Consider the following 16,298-nt stretch of genomic DNA (forward strand, 5'->3'; position numbering starts at 1 on the left):
TTAAAATTATAATTCTCCATTAAATGCTCTTTGCATAAGTGAATTAAAATTATTTTTCAATTCTTCCAAACTTTCTTCTATTTTTAACTTCATTTCATAAACTTGATTAACAAACGCTTCAAATTCATTTTGAAGTTCTATTGGTGGAATTATTGCCTTTAACTTTTTTATTTTACCTTGGAATAAATTTGCTTGCGATGATTGATTAATTGATCTTAAAATTTGTTGTTGAGTATAATTCGAATCAATTAGCCATTCCATAAATGTTGGATTGATATTTTCCTTAAGTTTTAATATTGCTACACTTCGTACCATTTGGAATTTAATATCTTTAGGTACTTTACATACTCTTCCAACACTTCCTGAACATGATATTAATATATCATTTTCTTGTGGAATAATTCTTTTAGAAATTCTTTCGTATTCATCTTCTCCGATAAAATCAACATTATCTAACTTCAGACAATGATTATGAATATTTCTTGCAGATAGTAAATATATACCTTCTTCACATCTTTTAGGTGTAGAATGCTCACCGTCTGTTATACATCTGCAAATGTCTTCATAATTGCTTACAGACCACATATGAGGATTAGTAGCTGGATTTCCAAACATCTCAATAAATCTTGATTTGACTAACTCCTCGAGCAACCTATTACTTTCTTCTCTCTTACAAATAGCATCCTCAGCTCTTTCTAAAATAGAAACAATTCTTTCTTGTTCTTCCAAAGGCGGTACATTTATCTTTTGTTCAAGATAACTCTTTGTTTGTAAATTTCTTATCCCTGTTGTTTTATTTTGGAAATACTCAGTTATACCTTTCCTATGTATATCAAATAATACATATAATAGATATTTTGAATTTATAATTTCAGGGTTAGCTCTTAATATTTGTGTAAAGTTATTACATAAGTATATGTCTTCACTTTCTATATTAAAATATACCACTCTTCCTACTGGTTGATTTTCACTTCCACCTGATTTTTCAAGTATTATATCGCCATATTGAAGTTTTTTCTTATCTACTTTCTTTTCTTCAATATTTCTTTTTACAACTTCATCTAACTTTAATTTTCCCTCATTTGTGAAATTAGTAGTTCTTAGAACGTAAACACCTTCATTTTCATTCTCACATTCTTTTCCCCATTCACCTGATATCTTATCTATCAAAACATCATCTATACTTAACTTTTTCCATCCTTGTGGCAACTTATTACTCATGTCCATTCACCATCTTCTTTAAAGCCTTAATATCCTCAAGTATACTCATCTCAAGCTTCTCAATCTTCTCCATAATCACATCTGGATCCTCATAAAGTACTTCCTCATACTCAATCTCTTTATACTTATTAATACTTAAATCATATCCATTATCAACAATCTCACTCTTATCAACAAAGAACCACTTATCTTCCTTACTTGGCTCTAAACTCTTATCATCCATACACTTTTTAAAGCTCTCTATAATATCAGGTATATCATTAGCCTCTATCTCATTTCTCTTATCATCTAAACTATACCCATCATTTTGCATATCATAGAACCAAACCTTATCAGTCATACCACCCTTAGTAAATATTAGAATACCAGTAGATACCCCAGCATAAGGCTTAAACACACCACTAGGCATAGAAATAACTGCTCTTAACTCACACTCTTCAACAATCTTTTTTCTAACATCTTTATGAGCCTTAGATGAACCAAATAACACCCCGTCTGGAACTATTACGGCACCTCTACCACCCATATCAAGTATTCTATCTATAAGTGCTAAGAATAATAATTCAGTCTTTTTAGTTTTTACAACACTTCTTAAGCTCTTGTTTATATCACCTTCATCTATACTTCCCTTAAAAGGAGGGTTAGCAAGTACTAAAGAATACTTATCTTCTTCATCATATTGACTAGATAGGGCATCAACTTGAGTTATTTGTGGATTTTCTATACCATGAAGCATTAAGTTCATTGCTGCAATTCTAAACATAGATGGGTCAAATTCCGTAGCGTTAAACATCTTATTTTTATAATGTTCCCATCCATCACTATCTATCATATCACCTATCTTATCGTGAAGTATTCCATCTTCATCAGTAAATACACTATCCTTATCTGTATACTTTCTTAGTATATACTCACTAGCACTTACTAAAAATCCTGCTGTACCACAAGATGGGTCTGTTATTACGTCATTTATATCTGGATCCATAAGCTCCACCATCATATTTATTATATGTCTTGGTGTTCTAAACTGACCATTTACACCTGCTGTTGCTAGTTTTGATAATAGATATTCGTATAAATCACCATTTGTATCATTATCATCTAAGTTTATAGAACTTATTAACTGAACTGCTTCATATAATAAACTTGGCTTTTGTATTAAAAATACAGCATCTTTCATTTGGTCTGCAAATATACTATCATCATCCGAATATGACTTTAAAAATGGAAATACTTTGTCTTGCATATTTTTAAACATATTCTCACTATCATAGTGAACAAACTCCGACCATCTTAAATTATCTGCATTTAAGTTAAGTCTAGTTACTTCGCTTTCGTCCATGTCATTTATGTACTTTTCAAATACAGTAGTGTATGGTCTTCTTATTCTTTTAGCTTTCTTTTCTTTAGCTATTTCGTTGTCATCTAATTTTTTTATAAATAATAGATATGAAACTTGTTCTACAACAGTTAGGGGATTTGATATCCCCCCTGACCAAAATCCATCCCATAGTCTATCTATTTTACTTCTTATTTCTGAATTAAGCATATTCTGTCTCTCTTTCTATAGTTGGTATATATTGTCCTAATTCTTCACTTAGGAATTTACTATCTTTTATAATCCATCTTTTAAATGATGGATACTTTGACTCTGGATGAAGAGCTCTTTTTATCTTTCTAATTATTATATTTAAATCGTCAGGATCACCGTCTTCATATTTCTTTATATTTATATACTCTATTATCAGTTCTCGAAACTCCAATATAGTATTCATTATTTCTTCTCTTATATTTTCACTATCCAATTTCTTTAATTCAGTTGTTCCATTATAGCATTTCTGTAACAAATCAACTGTTTGCATGGTTTCAAAATCATCACTTAAAGGATATATATATACTTCTGCTCCTGGAAAAGCATCCATTTTATATCTTATCTTTGATTCTACATCTTCTTTTGTGCAATCTAATATGTCATCATAAAATTTATTCTTTATGTTATTACAATGACCACATGCTAAAAATAAGTTGTCCCAATCAAACTTTAAATCTATATCTCCTTTATGAGATTTTAAATGCTCAACTTGAAAATTATTAGTATTAGTTTCACATATATAGCACTTCTTTCTTGAATCATTTCCAAGTTGTCTGATTACATCATCACACTTGTAACTTCCATCTTTTTTTATTCCATTTAATTCTTTGTTTTTTTCTATTTCTAATGACTCTGGAGCTGGATAACTTCTTTTTATATTAATCATTAATTTCCATATTCCTTATCTTACTATCTTCTATAGGTTCATTTATTAAGTCTATGCTACTTAATAAACGTGGTCCAATATTCATACCAATTTGTTTGTCATCAGTTTTATAGTTTTCTGATTTTCTAATCATTTCAAGTTCTAAGAACTTACTTCTAAATTCTGGGGATACAGATTTAGGTATAGTTTTGAAGTATTGTCTTAAATCATACATTTCTTCCAGGTCATCATCATTTTTATTTTCTTTGTTTATTAAAGTCTCATATCTATTTAATTTTTCTTTTATCTCTTGAGAATACTTATCTACACCAAAATAACTCTCTACTATTCCTTCATAAGAATATCCACTTAAGTCTTCTACTTTTATTTTTTTCTCTAAATCATATATTACTGCATCATTTATAGAGTTTAGAACAAATGGTGAATGTGTAGTAACTATAAATTGAATATTAGGGAATAAGCTAGTTAAAAACGGCATTATTTTCTTTTGAAGTGATATATGTAAATGAGTTTCTACTTCATCTATTAATACTATTCCTTCTAAGTCATATGATCTACTTGCTTTTTTCTCCATTCTCATTATCAAATCCATCACTATATCAAGTACTGCCGAATATCCATCTGATAATTCATTAAATCCATAAGGTTCTTTATTATCTTCTATTATATTAAAGTTATAATTTTTATAATCAAATTTCAGTTTTAAATTAGGCTCATTCATTAATTCTTTTAATGAACTTTCAAAACTTTTAAACCATGATCCTATTTTTTCAGCTTCTTCTGGTTCTCCTTCTGTTATTGCAAATGATTGCTGTGTTTTTAAGTCTACTAAGTACTTTAAAAATTCCTTTGCAGGTTTTGTATCTATTTTATATTGTTCACTTAATTTAACTTTATCAACACCCTTAGGTATTATAACATCTGAGTTTCTTTTTGCTCCGAAATATGAGAATATAAATTCTCCTTTTCTATATATATTTTGTATTAATTCATTTTTAAATATATCTAAATCTACCCAGTTTCCATACTTTCTAATAAAATGCATATGATTTTCTAAATTTTTTTCATAATTGTTTATTATTCTTACTTTTTCATCATTTGAGATTGAGCTATTATTTTCAATTTGTGCTATATTTTGTTTAATTCTTTTTACCTCTCCAGATGCTTTTATTCTATTATCATACCATTTATCTTCAATAGATTTTAAATAATCTTTAACCGCCTCCAATAGAGTACTTTTTCCACTACCGTTTTTGCCTGTTATAATTAAATGCTTTTTTTCATCTTCATCTATGTCAATTCTAATATCTTTAAGGTGTCTAAGTTCTTTTATATCTATAGACTTTATAAATATATTATTCACATTATTCCTCCTTATAATTATGCATATATATCATCTTCTTCTGCTCTATATGGTTCTATTAAATCAAATACTTCATCACAAAGTTTTTCGTCAAATACTCCATCTATACCATCTTTACTTAAAGTAGTGTACTTTCCTTCATATAGAGATGCAAATGAAATTCCTCTGTTTTTTAGTATATCATCTTTTATCATTTTAATCATATTCATTTGCTTAACGTTCATTTTAGAATGTTTTGCATTTATAAATTCTTCAAACTTGCTATTTAAGTCTTCTTCATCTACACCTACAAACTTTCTAATTATACCGATAACATCTTCTTTGCTTACATGAGCTTTCTCTGATAATTCATCTAAGCTAAAGTCTACCTTACCAGATTTAAATATGTCATATATCATATCTAATTCTTCTTTAGTAATTTCCTTGCCTTTTCTTATCTTTTGAATAACTAAGTTCATGCCCATTTCTTTTTCAAGCGAAGTCTTTACCCTTTCTATATAAGCATCAACATTTACTTGTCCATAATTATCACTTGTATCTATGTCTTTTATCACTATATCACTATCTTTTATATCTATTTCTACAAAGGACTTTGGATTTTTAGATTTATACTTCATTAAATCTCTTAAAAGTATTCTTATTTCTTCTAATTCTTTATAGCTTAAACTTCCCCATTTTTCTATTTTAAGAAGTTCCTTCACATAATCACGCACTCCATTAAACTGATTCATACTTGTGTTAAGCCTAGATAAATCGCTCACTACCTTAGATACATGAGTTATTATTTTAGGGTCATCGTTAAGCTTTAGTATTTCCACTTTATACATTGAGTTGTCAAATAGTATCGCATCTCTATGCTCACTTACATCTACCCAACCCATTAGTGGTGCTATGTTTTTCATTAATTTATCTATTAAATTTTTATCTATGACTTCCCATACTTTATCAGGTTTTAATGAGTCTATAAGTTTCTTATTTTTTCTTATTTCTACTGATTTATCTGGTAATGATTCTATATCTTCCCTTATTAGCTTTACAATACTATTTACTTCTTCATCTAAGTTTTTAGATTTAAGTATTTCTAAAAGCTTTACTCTACTTTCAAATCTAGTTTGAAGTGATGATTTAGCTTCTCTTGGAACTATACCTTCTGGCTTTTCCTCAAAGAACTCAAAGTTTTGCCAATGGTCAAATATATAGAATTCTTCTTTATCTTCACCTTCACCAAATAGGTTTGGACAAAGTCTCGTTCCTCTACCTATCATTTGTAAGAACTTAACCTTTGAATATATTGGCTTTGCAAATACTAAGTTTACTACCTCTGGAACGTCTACTCCTGTATCTAGCATATCTACTGATATAGCAATTTTAGGTCTTTCTTCTTCTTTAAATTTTTTAAGTACATCATCTTTATTTTTTATATCTGAATGTATTATAGCTGCTAAATCACCGTTATACTGAGGATACATTTCATCAAATAGTTTTAAAAGCAATGTTGCATGGTTTTTGTTTTTAGCAAATATAATACTTTTACCTATTTCATCTTTTACTTTTATTCCATTTTCCATTAAGTTTTGTAGTATTTTTCTGTTAGTATCTTTATTACTTACAAACTCCTCTAATGCATTTTTATCAAAGTCTATTTGTTCTTCATCTAATCCATTTTCTTCTAAATCTCTTTTTTGTTCTTCACTTAAGTTTTTCCACCTTATACCTTTTCTTAAAAACTCTGTTGAAGCATCTTTTGCTCTATATTTTAATAGATATTGTGGTTTGTGATTTACAGCTTCTTCATAAGAATATGAGAATGTTGGGTCTTTATCGCCACAATCAAATAATGTAAATGTATTTCTATTTATAAATCCTACTGGTGTTGCTGTAAGTCCTACTATGTAAGCATCAAAATAGTTTACTATATCTTTATATACTTTATATATACTTCTATGAGCTTCATCACATATTATAAGGTCAAAAAATCCTACACTAAACTCATGATAGTAATTTATCATTGTTTGATAAGTTGAAAAATACAGTACTGATTCTCTATCTTGTGATGTTTTTGATGTTATCCTCATTTGCGGAGTATTAGGCATAAATGTTTTAAAACTACTTTTGTCTCTACTTGCTTGTTTTACAAGTTCATCTCTATCTGCTAAGAATAATACTCTTTTAACATGATTTGCTTCTATCATTCCTTTTGTAAGAGATATTGCTGTTCTAGTTTTTCCACATCCTGTAGCCATTACTATTAGAGATTTTCTATGTCCTTTTTCAAACTTTTCATATACACTTTTGATACCTTCTATTTGATAGCTTCTACCACTTATACTTGTATCTATTTCTACCTGACTTAGAGGTCTTTTATTTTTATTTTTAAACATTTCATATTCTAAATCTTCTAAACTATAAAATCCCCATACAATTCTTGGAGCACTGTATTTATCGTCCCACATATGAGTTTCATATCCATTGGTGAAATATATGATAGGTCTTATACCAGTTTGAGCTTCTATGCCATCAGCATAAGACTTAGCTTGCTGTTGACCTACGTATGGATCTACCATAGTTTTTTTGGCTTCTACTACTGCTATTGGGTTATCTTTTTTATCAAGTAGTACATAATCAGCATATCCGACTTTGCCCTTTTCTCCTTTGTAGTTTTCTATCTTATATTCTTTAGCTACTTTACTACCTGACACTTCCCATCCTGCTTGTTCAAGTAAAACATCTATTAGTTTTTTCCTAGTTTCGGTTTCATTTAAATCTAACATGTCTTCTACTTCTTTTAGTTCTGTATAACTATCTATTATAGAAGTTTGTTTTGTTTCTTCTTTTACTTGTATAATTTCCTTTTTATTATTTTCTTTTACACTTTCTACTTCTTTTTTATAATCTTCTATATTATATACTTTCTTAGAAGATGTTTTTGGCATTTTAAATTTAAGTGGAAGTATAGACTTGTCCTTAGTTACATTTATATAAAACCAAGCACTTATTTTATGCATTGACATTAAGGCCTCTTTAGCTTTTTCTTTATCATCCATAGCTTCATGCATTGCTTTATTACCGTGTAGTCTAACTATGTTAAACCAATCTGGTATAGATTGATTTATATTTAAAGTTCTTAACTTTTTTATTTTGTCGTCTTGAGTTGCAAATCTATCCATTTCTATTTTAAGTGCTACTAATACTAAATCTATTAATTGTTCTCCTAATATTCTAGTTTTTAGCATTGAAGCATTTGGATCTGCTATTATGTATCTTTCTGCTTGCATTCCTAATTTTTTTAGATTGGGCCATTTATCTAAAAAATAAAAGTTTGACATTTTTCTTTTCTCCCCTTCTAATTTGATATATATGTATAATTATACCATCTATAAACAATATGTGTTAAATATGTTTATACTACATTTATCTAAAAGTAGCTTGAGATAGTGGAGCAATGGTTTTATCCCAAGCATCATACCAAACACTGTATCTCCTTACCGACACCAACTAATAACTACGACATCAAGGCATTGGGCAATGGGGCAGTGAATGGCTGTCACTCTAAAGTATACCTCCATATAATCAATTCACTATCCGTGCCGTATAAAACTTTTGATACCAGAGATTTTGAGTCATTGATTGAAGTGGAAACCCTTTTGACTTCTCGTTAGTCAAAATATTGAAACTAAAAGCATGGTGGCGTAGCGAACTCCACAATTTCAAAGACTTACGACTTATGAAAAACTTTCAAAAACCTACTAGCAATAGTTGACAATTTCAAAGGCAATATCTACGTAACTATCACTTTTTTGCATATAAAAGGTTAGGCAAAATGCCTAACCCATTACATTTTTATCATATACATATTCTAAGCTATCATTCTTAACTAAGCATTTTTTATCCTCTTTCTGCTCCATGGACATGGTAAAATTAGATCCTTAGATAAATTAACCTTCTTCATAGATATTTTTACATTATATCATAAATTTATATAGTAGTTTTTACTTCATATTTTTAAATAAGAATAGAAAGTTATATAAATTTAATTATTCATATAATATTCATGTAATTTGAGATATAACTTGTGATATTGTTTAAATGTATTACGTTTTTGGAATTTATATTTATGTATACTATCATTATTTATGTATTTCTTAGGATTAATATACATATCATTTTTACTAGCAAAATCTCCTCCAGTAACTCTAGATATTGTAATTTCCGTTATCGAATTAAAAAGATTAAATTCTAATAACTCCTCTACTTCGTCCAAAATTTCAATCAATTCTGAATCTATATACATTCCATACGACTTATATAATGAATTTATTTTATTACTTAATTTTTTATTATTAATATTTAACTCTTCTAAAAAAGGAATTTTTTCACCATCATTATTCATACTATATCCCTCAGAAAATAAATCTATCTTATCAGAAATATCTTTTATTAAATCAATATTCATCTCTTCCTTATCAATATAGTAATTATTTAATAAGTAATACACTTGCTTATTTGGGTAATCTAAAAGAATAATAATATCCAGTACTTTTGATTTTATACCTTTCTTTATATTAAACTTTTCTTTTTTTTCCGGTAAATAAACTTGCATTATATAAAATATAAATCCTCCCATATAAGATAAACTTAAATCTTTTGATAAGCTATAAATAAACTTTCCATATGGAATTACTTCTGGCATATCTTCCGTAAGTTTATATGATATCACAATTATAAATGATATAAAAAATCCTAGACAAAGTCCCTTATTTTTACTGCATAAAATATATACTTCATCAAGTAAAGATATTAATTTATTCCTCAATAAATACACAATAATTAATATAATAAAAATACCTAAAATACTGAACTTCATATTATCACCTCTTGAATAGTATACATTGATTTTATAATTTTACCAATACTATACTAACGTAGCATGCTTAGTTTGGCATCACAGGTTATAGCACTCTTTGATCCACCACGTGGGCGAACTACTTTTGCTATAGTCTGTAATGTCAGACTTCCCCCATAGCTTTTGGCCATAAAATACAAATAAAGATAGTTGATATATGAGTGGTCTTTGCTCATATTTCAACTATCCTCCTAAACTATCTTAAACACTAGCAGTTCTTATCATCTACAATATGTCTAACCTGAACTTCACTTATACCAAACTTCCTAGACAACTCTTTATAATTACCATTAAAGCATTCCTTCATAATCTTATTCCTAACAGGCTTAGTAATACTACTTTCATTAGGAATGTACAAACTACTCCCACCAGCAAACTTAACAAGCTTCTTTAAAGAATCTATCCCAATAACATCAGCCAAATCTTTAATAGACTCAGGTAAATTCTCCTTAGTTAAATACTCTAACTTAAAGTATACTTTAATTCTTAAGTTTTTTTATATACTTATTTCTATTTCAAATTATAAAATTTACCTAAAAACTTAGGAGGAAAATAATATGAAATGGTACTTAGACTTTGGACATGGTGGCAAAGATCCAGGAGCATTAGGAACTAACTCAACAAAAGAAAGTGATACAGTGTTAAAAATAGGAATGATAATAAAAAACAACCTAGAAAAAGCTTTTGAAAAAGTAATAACAACTAGAGAAACTGATAAATACTACTCTCTAGACTACAGAAGTCAATATGCAAATAAATGTAACTGTGACTACTTTATAAGCCTTCACATGAACTCATCAACTAACAAATCAGCAAAAGGATGCGAAGTATGGGTATATGATAAAAACAGCAAAGTATACCCCCTAGCTAAAACCATATGCTCAAACCTATCAAAAACTATAAATACTCCTAACCGAGGGGTTAAAATATCAAAAGACTTCTTTGTACTTAGAAAAACTAAAATGCCTGCTCTTTTAATAGAAATAGACTTTATATCAAATTCTACAGTAGAAGATAACTTAACTTCTCCTAAATACATAAAAGATATAGCAGACTCCATATCATCTACACTACTTTCATTTGTGGATAAATCAATAATAGATGATAATGCACTTTATAGAGTATGTATAGGAGCATTTAAAGATAAAACTAATGCTATAAACCTTAAAAATAAAGCAATATCCAAAGGCTTTAATGACACTTATATAATATAGTACCCCCTACGTCGCATTTTCAGCCCCGGGTATTTAAATATTTTCATAAAAAACTTTAATATCTTTAAAAACTAAGTTTACCTATACTTATTATCAAGAAGTATAAAACTTCAATAAAAACAAAGGAGGAATACTTATGGCAGTAACTGCAACTAAAAATCCATCAGGATTAAAAATAAGATTTGACTGTGGGCTTGATGATGAAACTGGAAAAACAAAGGTAAAAAGTAAAACTTACTCTAATGTAGATCCAGAAGCAACAAATGATGATGTATATGCCGTTGGAGCTGTTATAGCATCACTTCAAAACAATACACTACTTGAAGTAGCTATAATAGACAACACTACATTATCAGAATAAAATTCGCTTAGCTTGAGCCACGTGTGGGCGAACTACTTCATTTCGCCAACGATATGACATTCGCATACGCTTTGAGCAACGTGTTGGCGAACTACTTCAGTCACATCCGTTGCTCAAATTTATTAAATTATATGGAGGTGTATTATGGAAGTTTCAAAGAAATTGTTAATGAGCTTTATGACAACATCAGGAAAAAGAGTTTCTATATCAGTAGATGACCCTAGGGAAAATTTAACTGAAACAGAGATAAAGACAGCTATGACTACTATACTTTCTAAAAATATATTTAAACCAGCTGGAGAAAACTTTGCATCTTTAGTAGAAGCTAAGGTTGTTGAAACTGGAACTACTGAGTACGACTTGGTTTTATAGTTAATAAGGCTATGCTATTTTTAGCATAGCTTTTAATTTATTGAAGGGATGTGTTTTTGTGAATTCTGAATTACAAACTCTTATAGCTTCTGTTGGCTTTCCTATAGCCCTTAGTATGTATTTACTTGTAAGGATTGAGGGAAAGCTTCAGGTTCTATCTGATAGTATTAATGAGTTATCTAAAACTATTATAGGTATAAAATAATTTTTATAATAAATGTATAATTATTCCATTTTAGGATATACTCTAGATATTCCATTAAAATAAATCCAATTTATACTTTTTATCTTTAAAATAATTTACTAAATCAAAAGACAGGCAACGGAGGCCTGTCTTTTTTATATTCCTTAAGTTTTATATATTATTCACTTATTGTTATTCCTAAATCAACTATTCTATTATATAAGTAGTTCATTTGTACTTCATCAAGATTAGCTTTTTTAAAAGCATTTAATATCTCTCCTTTTGTAAGAATACCTTCTTTTTTACCTTTTTCTATTAAATCAGCTAGATCTCCTACCATTAATTTTTCTATGTATTCAATCACTTTTTTCATTTCACCTTTATCAAGTTCTTTAAATAAATTTATAAATTCATCCATTACTTCTTGCTTTGATTTTTCGTTCATTTTAATCTCCCCTTATGTTTAGTCTATATATCCTAATTCTAATTATAACAAATTTCAACCTATAATTATAATTTTATTTTCCATATATTCTAAAATTTAATTTCTTTCCAATAATCTTTACTAAATAATTTTTACTCATTTCAATAAGTCTACTACCAATAGCCTCATCAATACCTATAAGTTCCTCAACACTTTTTTCCGAACTAACAATAAGTGGCAAATTATTAAAATACCTATGATTAACAATCTCAAAAACTATATTAACATCACTATCACTAATCCTGCCCTTAAACAAATCATCAATCAAAAGCACCCTAGCATTTTTATATCTGCTCATCACCCTATTATAATAAGCCTCATCCATAATATTTTGCTTCAACTTCGTAATAACATCTCGATACCCCATATACACAACACCTACCCCCTCATCCATAAGCTCATTAGCTATGGCCAGGGAAAGATGGGTTTTACCACACCCAACTTGTCCCATAAACATTATAGAGTTACATCTATCCTTTTCAATTTCTTTAAAGTTTCTTGAATAATTATAAGCTTCTTTATAAGCATATATAATTTGTTTTTCTATATCATAAACAAAATTACTAAACCTCTTATTTCTAAACTCTTCACTTATACCACTTTTTCTTAAAATCTCTTCAGCTATCCTTACTTGCCTACATGCACAAGGAATTGCAACACCTTCATCTATAATAAAGGTCATATCTCTACACTTATCACATACATACTCACTAACTTTAGTTTCTAAACCTTCCAAACTCTCGTTCAACTTCTGCGATTTCTTCTGGTGTTGGCTTTCTATAAATGTCTTCATTCTCTCCTTCATCATATGTGGCATATTCATTGTTTCTATAGTTGTTACTACACTTTCCATATTTATCTCCCCTATTTTTTAAGCTTTTTTCATATGCTAATAAATCACTATAACTTTTTATGTTGTTATCATTCCATTGCTTTATTATTCCATTTACATATCCTTTGTTACATTTACCTCTATCTGTAGCAATCTCTATAGCTCTTTTAAATAATTCATAATCTATAGTTTCTGTAATATCTATTAACCACTGTGCTACTATACCGTTTATAAGTCCTATATTTTCTTCATATAATTTTTTAAACTTACTTAAAGATGAAGAATACGATAAGTGTTCATTTTCTTTTTCTTTTTCTTTTTCTTTTTTATTTTCTTTTTCTTTTTGCCCACCTATGGTAGATATACTATCCAACGAATCGTTATACGTATCGTCTATATACTTTTCAAACTCTCTTTTTATCTCTTCTTTATCTATATATTGTGCTATATAAGCTAATAGGCTCTTATCCTTAACTTCCTTGACTTCTTTTTTTACACAGTCTATTATTGGCTTTCCACCTTTTACTAAATTGTATTTTCCCCATCGTCTTATGGCTAATTCACGTGTTTGTTGATTATATCTTATAATTTTGTAGTAATTTTCAAATCTATCTATAAGTGTATTTATACTTTCTACTGAGTACCCCAATTCAAAAGCTATTTGCTTTTTAGGTATTTTATATATTCCTATTTGCGTTGTGTTTGTATTGGTTAAAATATATAAGAAAAATAGCTTGTCCTCTGGTGTCATCTCTTCTAATACTTTTTCATCTTTCCAAAATTCAGTTCTTACATGTCTAAATATTGCCATATAAAATCCCCCTTAATTTAAACTTTCTCCTTCAATTTCTATAGCATCTAGTGAATTATCTACTAGCAACATATCATTATCAATACTACCTTTAACTACCCCTACGTCTAAAAACTCGACCCCCTCTTTTTTACATAATCTAATTATTGCATCTCTTGGATTTGAGTATCCTAATGCCCTTGCTATTGGTATAGCCTCAAAATATTCTTTTTTATTTATTACTACTACATTTATTTCTCCAAATTCTTCATTTGAAAAAATCTTTAAATCATTCATTTGTATCCCCCTCATTTCTATATCAGCATATTTTAAAAATTTTTTAGCTTTTTGGTAATTTATTAAAGAAAAAAATATCATTAGCTTCATCAAGTGTTAAATCCAAACATTCAATTACTTTTAATATCTCTTCAACAGTAAACACTATTTTGCCATTTTCCTTAAAGTTGTATGTCTTATGAGATATACCCATCTTCTCTGCTAGCTCATATTGATACAAGCCTTTAAGTACCCTCTTTGATTTAAGTAATCTTAATTTCAATTTTATCCCCTCCATAACTTTACTGCCTTTCTGTAATTTAATATTAACTGGAAGTAATATCCATAGTCAAGAAAAAAACTTGACCATTTGTATAAATTTATACTTTAATTTACCATTTAGTAAATATATATTACTTTATGGTAATATATATTTGTATCTTACCATTTGTTAATTTTTCTTTCCTTACTGGTAAATATATACTATAATATTTTTAGAGGTGATATTAATGGAAAGCATCGGAGAAAGAATAACAAAGGCAAGACGTTATTTAGGTATGAATCAGAAAGAATTGTGCGAAAAAGCTGAAATAAATGAAGCAACTCTATCAAGATATGAAAATGGACTTAGAGAACCTAAAGCTGCTACACTTTCAAAATTAGCAGAGATTTTAGAAGTATCTACTGACTATTTACTTGGTATAACAGATATTAGAAATTATAAGACTTTAAAAGACGATATGAACAAAAACGTTGAAAGTATATATGAAAATACTAAAGAAATGTTAAAACAAGACGGTTTAATGCTTTATGGTAAACCTGCTACTAAAGAAGATATAGATCACATACTAAAAGCTATGAAGGTTGGTATGTTAATGGCTCTAGAAAAAGATAATGATTAATTTTAAGTAGGTATGTATATATTTACATACCTACTTAAATAAAGTCATTATTAACATAAATTATATAACCAACATATAGCTTAAGATAAGTAAACTTATATATATGGATTATAAAGTGGGAGGACTTTTAGTGAATATAAATCATATAAGAGAGGCAATTAGAAGAATTACATACTGTTATGATACTTCTGATCCAAAAGAACTTATAGATGCAATGGGGATTAAATTAGGTTTTTTACCTAATGATACAGATATAAATAAATTAAAAGGATGTTATGGCATGATTAATGGGGATAAAGTCATTCTTATTCATCCTGATTTAAATGATGAATGTCGTCGTGAGGTTTATGCTCATGAGTTAGGACATGCTATACTTCATCCTACTACTAATGCTTTATTTTTAGCTACTTATACATATTTTAGACTTGGTACTCTAGAAATAGAAGCTGATACCTTAGCTTCTGAGCTTTTACTAAGTGATGATATATATTATAAATATATGGGTAGAAACAATGGATTTATAGCAAGTTGTGAAAAAGTTCCTGAAAGATTTGTTGAACTTAAACTTAATAATTTTAGAAAAAGATTAAATAAATTTTGGTAATAAGATAACAATAATACTGTAATTAATTATTTTTTTGCCTTTTTATAGAACATAGGTTTGTTTTTTATTAATTATTATTGCTTTAGTCTTAAAGGTATAGAAAACATGTTTTAATATCCCTCATATATTTTTAAGACTAACTACTTTTAGTAATAACAAATAAATAGCGGCATGAGTTCAATTGAATATGAAACACATGCCGCATAAGCTTTTTTTATGAGTCTCTACCTGATAGTGTCATAAATATAAATATGTGGAGAATATCTATAAATTTGTGTATCTTATTTAATTCATCTTTTATTATTTGAGTAGATGTTTTAAATGTTTCATAATTAAACCTATTTCTCAATATTATGCACTGTGTCCAATTATTATTATAAATTAAATTATCAATATTTTCTAAGCTTCTAAATGATATTATTATAATTTTTTTCATTTAATATATCTCCAGCTTACTATTTATGTGCTTATCATAGTTATATTTTTAATATCTATTTTTAAATTTTTAAATAATTTTTAAATTTTTGAATAATT

Annotated in this window: 19 protein-coding genes; 6 read left to right on the forward strand and 13 right to left on the reverse strand. The window is 28.1% G+C overall.

The features are described from left to right. Positions 1–6 precede the first annotated feature (6 nt). The 7 genes from I4U66_RS12810 to I4U66_RS12840 all read right to left on the reverse strand — a co-directional run bounded on the left by I4U66_RS12810 (position 7) and on the right by I4U66_RS12840 (position 10,166). Positions 7–1,221, reverse strand: a complete 1,215-nt coding sequence (locus I4U66_RS12810) for a restriction endonuclease subunit S (protein WP_195929123.1) — start codon at positions 1,219–1,221, stop codon at positions 7–9. Beyond that, a complete protein-coding gene (locus tag I4U66_RS12815; RefSeq protein ID WP_195929126.1) occupies positions 1,214–2,770 on the reverse strand; it encodes a type I restriction-modification system subunit M in 1,557 nt (518 codons plus the stop codon). The genes I4U66_RS12810 and I4U66_RS12815 overlap by 8 nt, the downstream gene beginning before the upstream one ends. Next, positions 2,763–3,479, reverse strand: a complete 717-nt coding sequence (locus I4U66_RS12820; RefSeq protein WP_195929128.1) for an HNH endonuclease — start codon at positions 3,477–3,479, stop codon at positions 2,763–2,765. The genes I4U66_RS12815 and I4U66_RS12820 overlap by 8 nt, the downstream gene beginning before the upstream one ends. Then, the gene (locus I4U66_RS12825; protein WP_195929130.1) at positions 3,472–4,842 is read right to left on the reverse strand and encodes an AAA family ATPase; all 1,371 of its coding nucleotides are present in this window, start codon (positions 4,840–4,842) and stop codon (positions 3,472–3,474) included. Before I4U66_RS12825 ends, I4U66_RS12820 begins: the two co-directional genes overlap by 8 nt. Before the next feature lie 17 nt (positions 4,843–4,859). Continuing rightward, on the reverse strand, positions 4,860–8,168 hold the full coding sequence (locus I4U66_RS12830; protein WP_195929132.1) for a type I restriction endonuclease subunit R: 3,309 nt from the start codon (positions 8,166–8,168) through the stop codon (positions 4,860–4,862). A 704-nt stretch (positions 8,169–8,872) separates the two neighbouring features. Continuing rightward, a complete protein-coding gene (locus tag I4U66_RS12835; protein ID WP_207743637.1) occupies positions 8,873–9,706 on the reverse strand; it encodes a hypothetical protein in 834 nt (277 codons plus the stop codon). 247 nt (positions 9,707–9,953) lie between these two features. Next, entirely contained in the window at positions 9,954–10,166 is a 213-nt protein-coding gene (locus I4U66_RS12840; protein WP_195929136.1) for a Mor transcription activator family protein, read from the reverse strand. A gap of 136 nt (positions 10,167–10,302) precedes the next feature. Between I4U66_RS12840 and I4U66_RS12845 the strand changes: the two genes are divergently transcribed. The 4 genes from I4U66_RS12845 (at position 10,303) to I4U66_RS12860 (ending at position 11,897) form a co-directional block, all read left to right on the forward strand. Next, positions 10,303–10,959 carry an N-acetylmuramoyl-L-alanine amidase gene (locus tag I4U66_RS12845; RefSeq protein ID WP_195929138.1) on the forward strand — a complete coding sequence of 219 codons (657 nt, stop codon included), beginning with the start codon at positions 10,303–10,305 and terminating at the stop codon, positions 10,957–10,959. Positions 10,960–11,095: 136 nt separating this feature from the next. Next, positions 11,096–11,320, forward strand: a complete 225-nt coding sequence (locus I4U66_RS12850) for a DUF1659 domain-containing protein (RefSeq protein WP_195581066.1) — start codon at positions 11,096–11,098, stop codon at positions 11,318–11,320. A 144-nt stretch (positions 11,321–11,464) separates the two neighbouring features. Beyond that, entirely contained in the window at positions 11,465–11,692 is a 228-nt protein-coding gene (locus I4U66_RS12855; RefSeq protein WP_195929140.1) for a DUF2922 domain-containing protein, read from the forward strand. Between the two features lie 58 nt (positions 11,693–11,750). Beyond that, positions 11,751–11,897, forward strand: a complete 147-nt coding sequence (locus I4U66_RS12860) for a YvrJ family protein (RefSeq protein WP_195581064.1) — start codon at positions 11,751–11,753, stop codon at positions 11,895–11,897. A gap of 157 nt (positions 11,898–12,054) precedes the next feature. Here the strand turns inward: I4U66_RS12860 and I4U66_RS12865 are convergent, their stop codons facing one another. The 5 genes from I4U66_RS12865 to I4U66_RS12885 form a co-directional block, all read right to left on the reverse strand. Then, complete coding sequence (locus I4U66_RS12865; RefSeq protein WP_195929142.1) at positions 12,055–12,321, reverse strand: RNA polymerase sigma factor region1.1 domain-containing protein; 267 nt, start codon at positions 12,319–12,321, stop codon at positions 12,055–12,057. A gap of 73 nt (positions 12,322–12,394) precedes the next feature. Beyond that, a complete protein-coding gene (locus tag I4U66_RS12870; RefSeq protein ID WP_243278806.1) occupies positions 12,395–13,108 on the reverse strand; it encodes an ATP-binding protein in 714 nt (237 codons plus the stop codon). Next, positions 13,077–14,003, reverse strand: a complete 927-nt coding sequence (locus tag I4U66_RS12875) for a DnaD domain protein (protein WP_195929146.1) — start codon at positions 14,001–14,003, stop codon at positions 13,077–13,079. The genes I4U66_RS12870 and I4U66_RS12875 overlap by 32 nt, the downstream gene beginning before the upstream one ends. 12 nt (positions 14,004–14,015) lie before the next feature. Next, positions 14,016–14,279 (reverse strand): BRO family protein, encoded by a 264-nt coding sequence (locus tag I4U66_RS12880; RefSeq protein WP_195929148.1) that lies wholly within the window; start codon positions 14,277–14,279, stop codon positions 14,016–14,018. 43 nt (positions 14,280–14,322) lie between these two features. Then, positions 14,323–14,541 (reverse strand): helix-turn-helix transcriptional regulator, encoded by a 219-nt coding sequence (locus I4U66_RS12885; RefSeq protein WP_242871327.1) that lies wholly within the window; start codon positions 14,539–14,541, stop codon positions 14,323–14,325. Between the two features lie 226 nt (positions 14,542–14,767). On the opposite strand from I4U66_RS12885, the gene I4U66_RS12890 reads away from it, so the two are divergent. After that, a complete protein-coding gene (locus I4U66_RS12890; protein ID WP_092926145.1) occupies positions 14,768–15,160 on the forward strand; it encodes a helix-turn-helix domain-containing protein in 393 nt (130 codons plus the stop codon). Positions 15,161–15,290: 130 nt separating this feature from the next. Beyond that, positions 15,291–15,764 (forward strand): ImmA/IrrE family metallo-endopeptidase, encoded by a 474-nt coding sequence (locus tag I4U66_RS12895; protein WP_195581059.1) that lies wholly within the window; start codon positions 15,291–15,293, stop codon positions 15,762–15,764. Positions 15,765–15,978: 214 nt separating this feature from the next. On the opposite strand, the gene I4U66_RS12900 is transcribed toward I4U66_RS12895, so the two are convergent. Further along, positions 15,979–16,200 (reverse strand): hypothetical protein, encoded by a 222-nt coding sequence (locus tag I4U66_RS12900; protein ID WP_195929150.1) that lies wholly within the window; start codon positions 16,198–16,200, stop codon positions 15,979–15,981. Positions 16,201–16,298 lie beyond the last annotated feature (98 nt).

Source organism: Romboutsia sp. D33t1_170424_H2 (assembly GCF_015669105.1).
Lineage (GTDB): Bacteria > Bacillota > Clostridia > Peptostreptococcales > Peptostreptococcaceae > Romboutsia_C > Romboutsia_C hominis.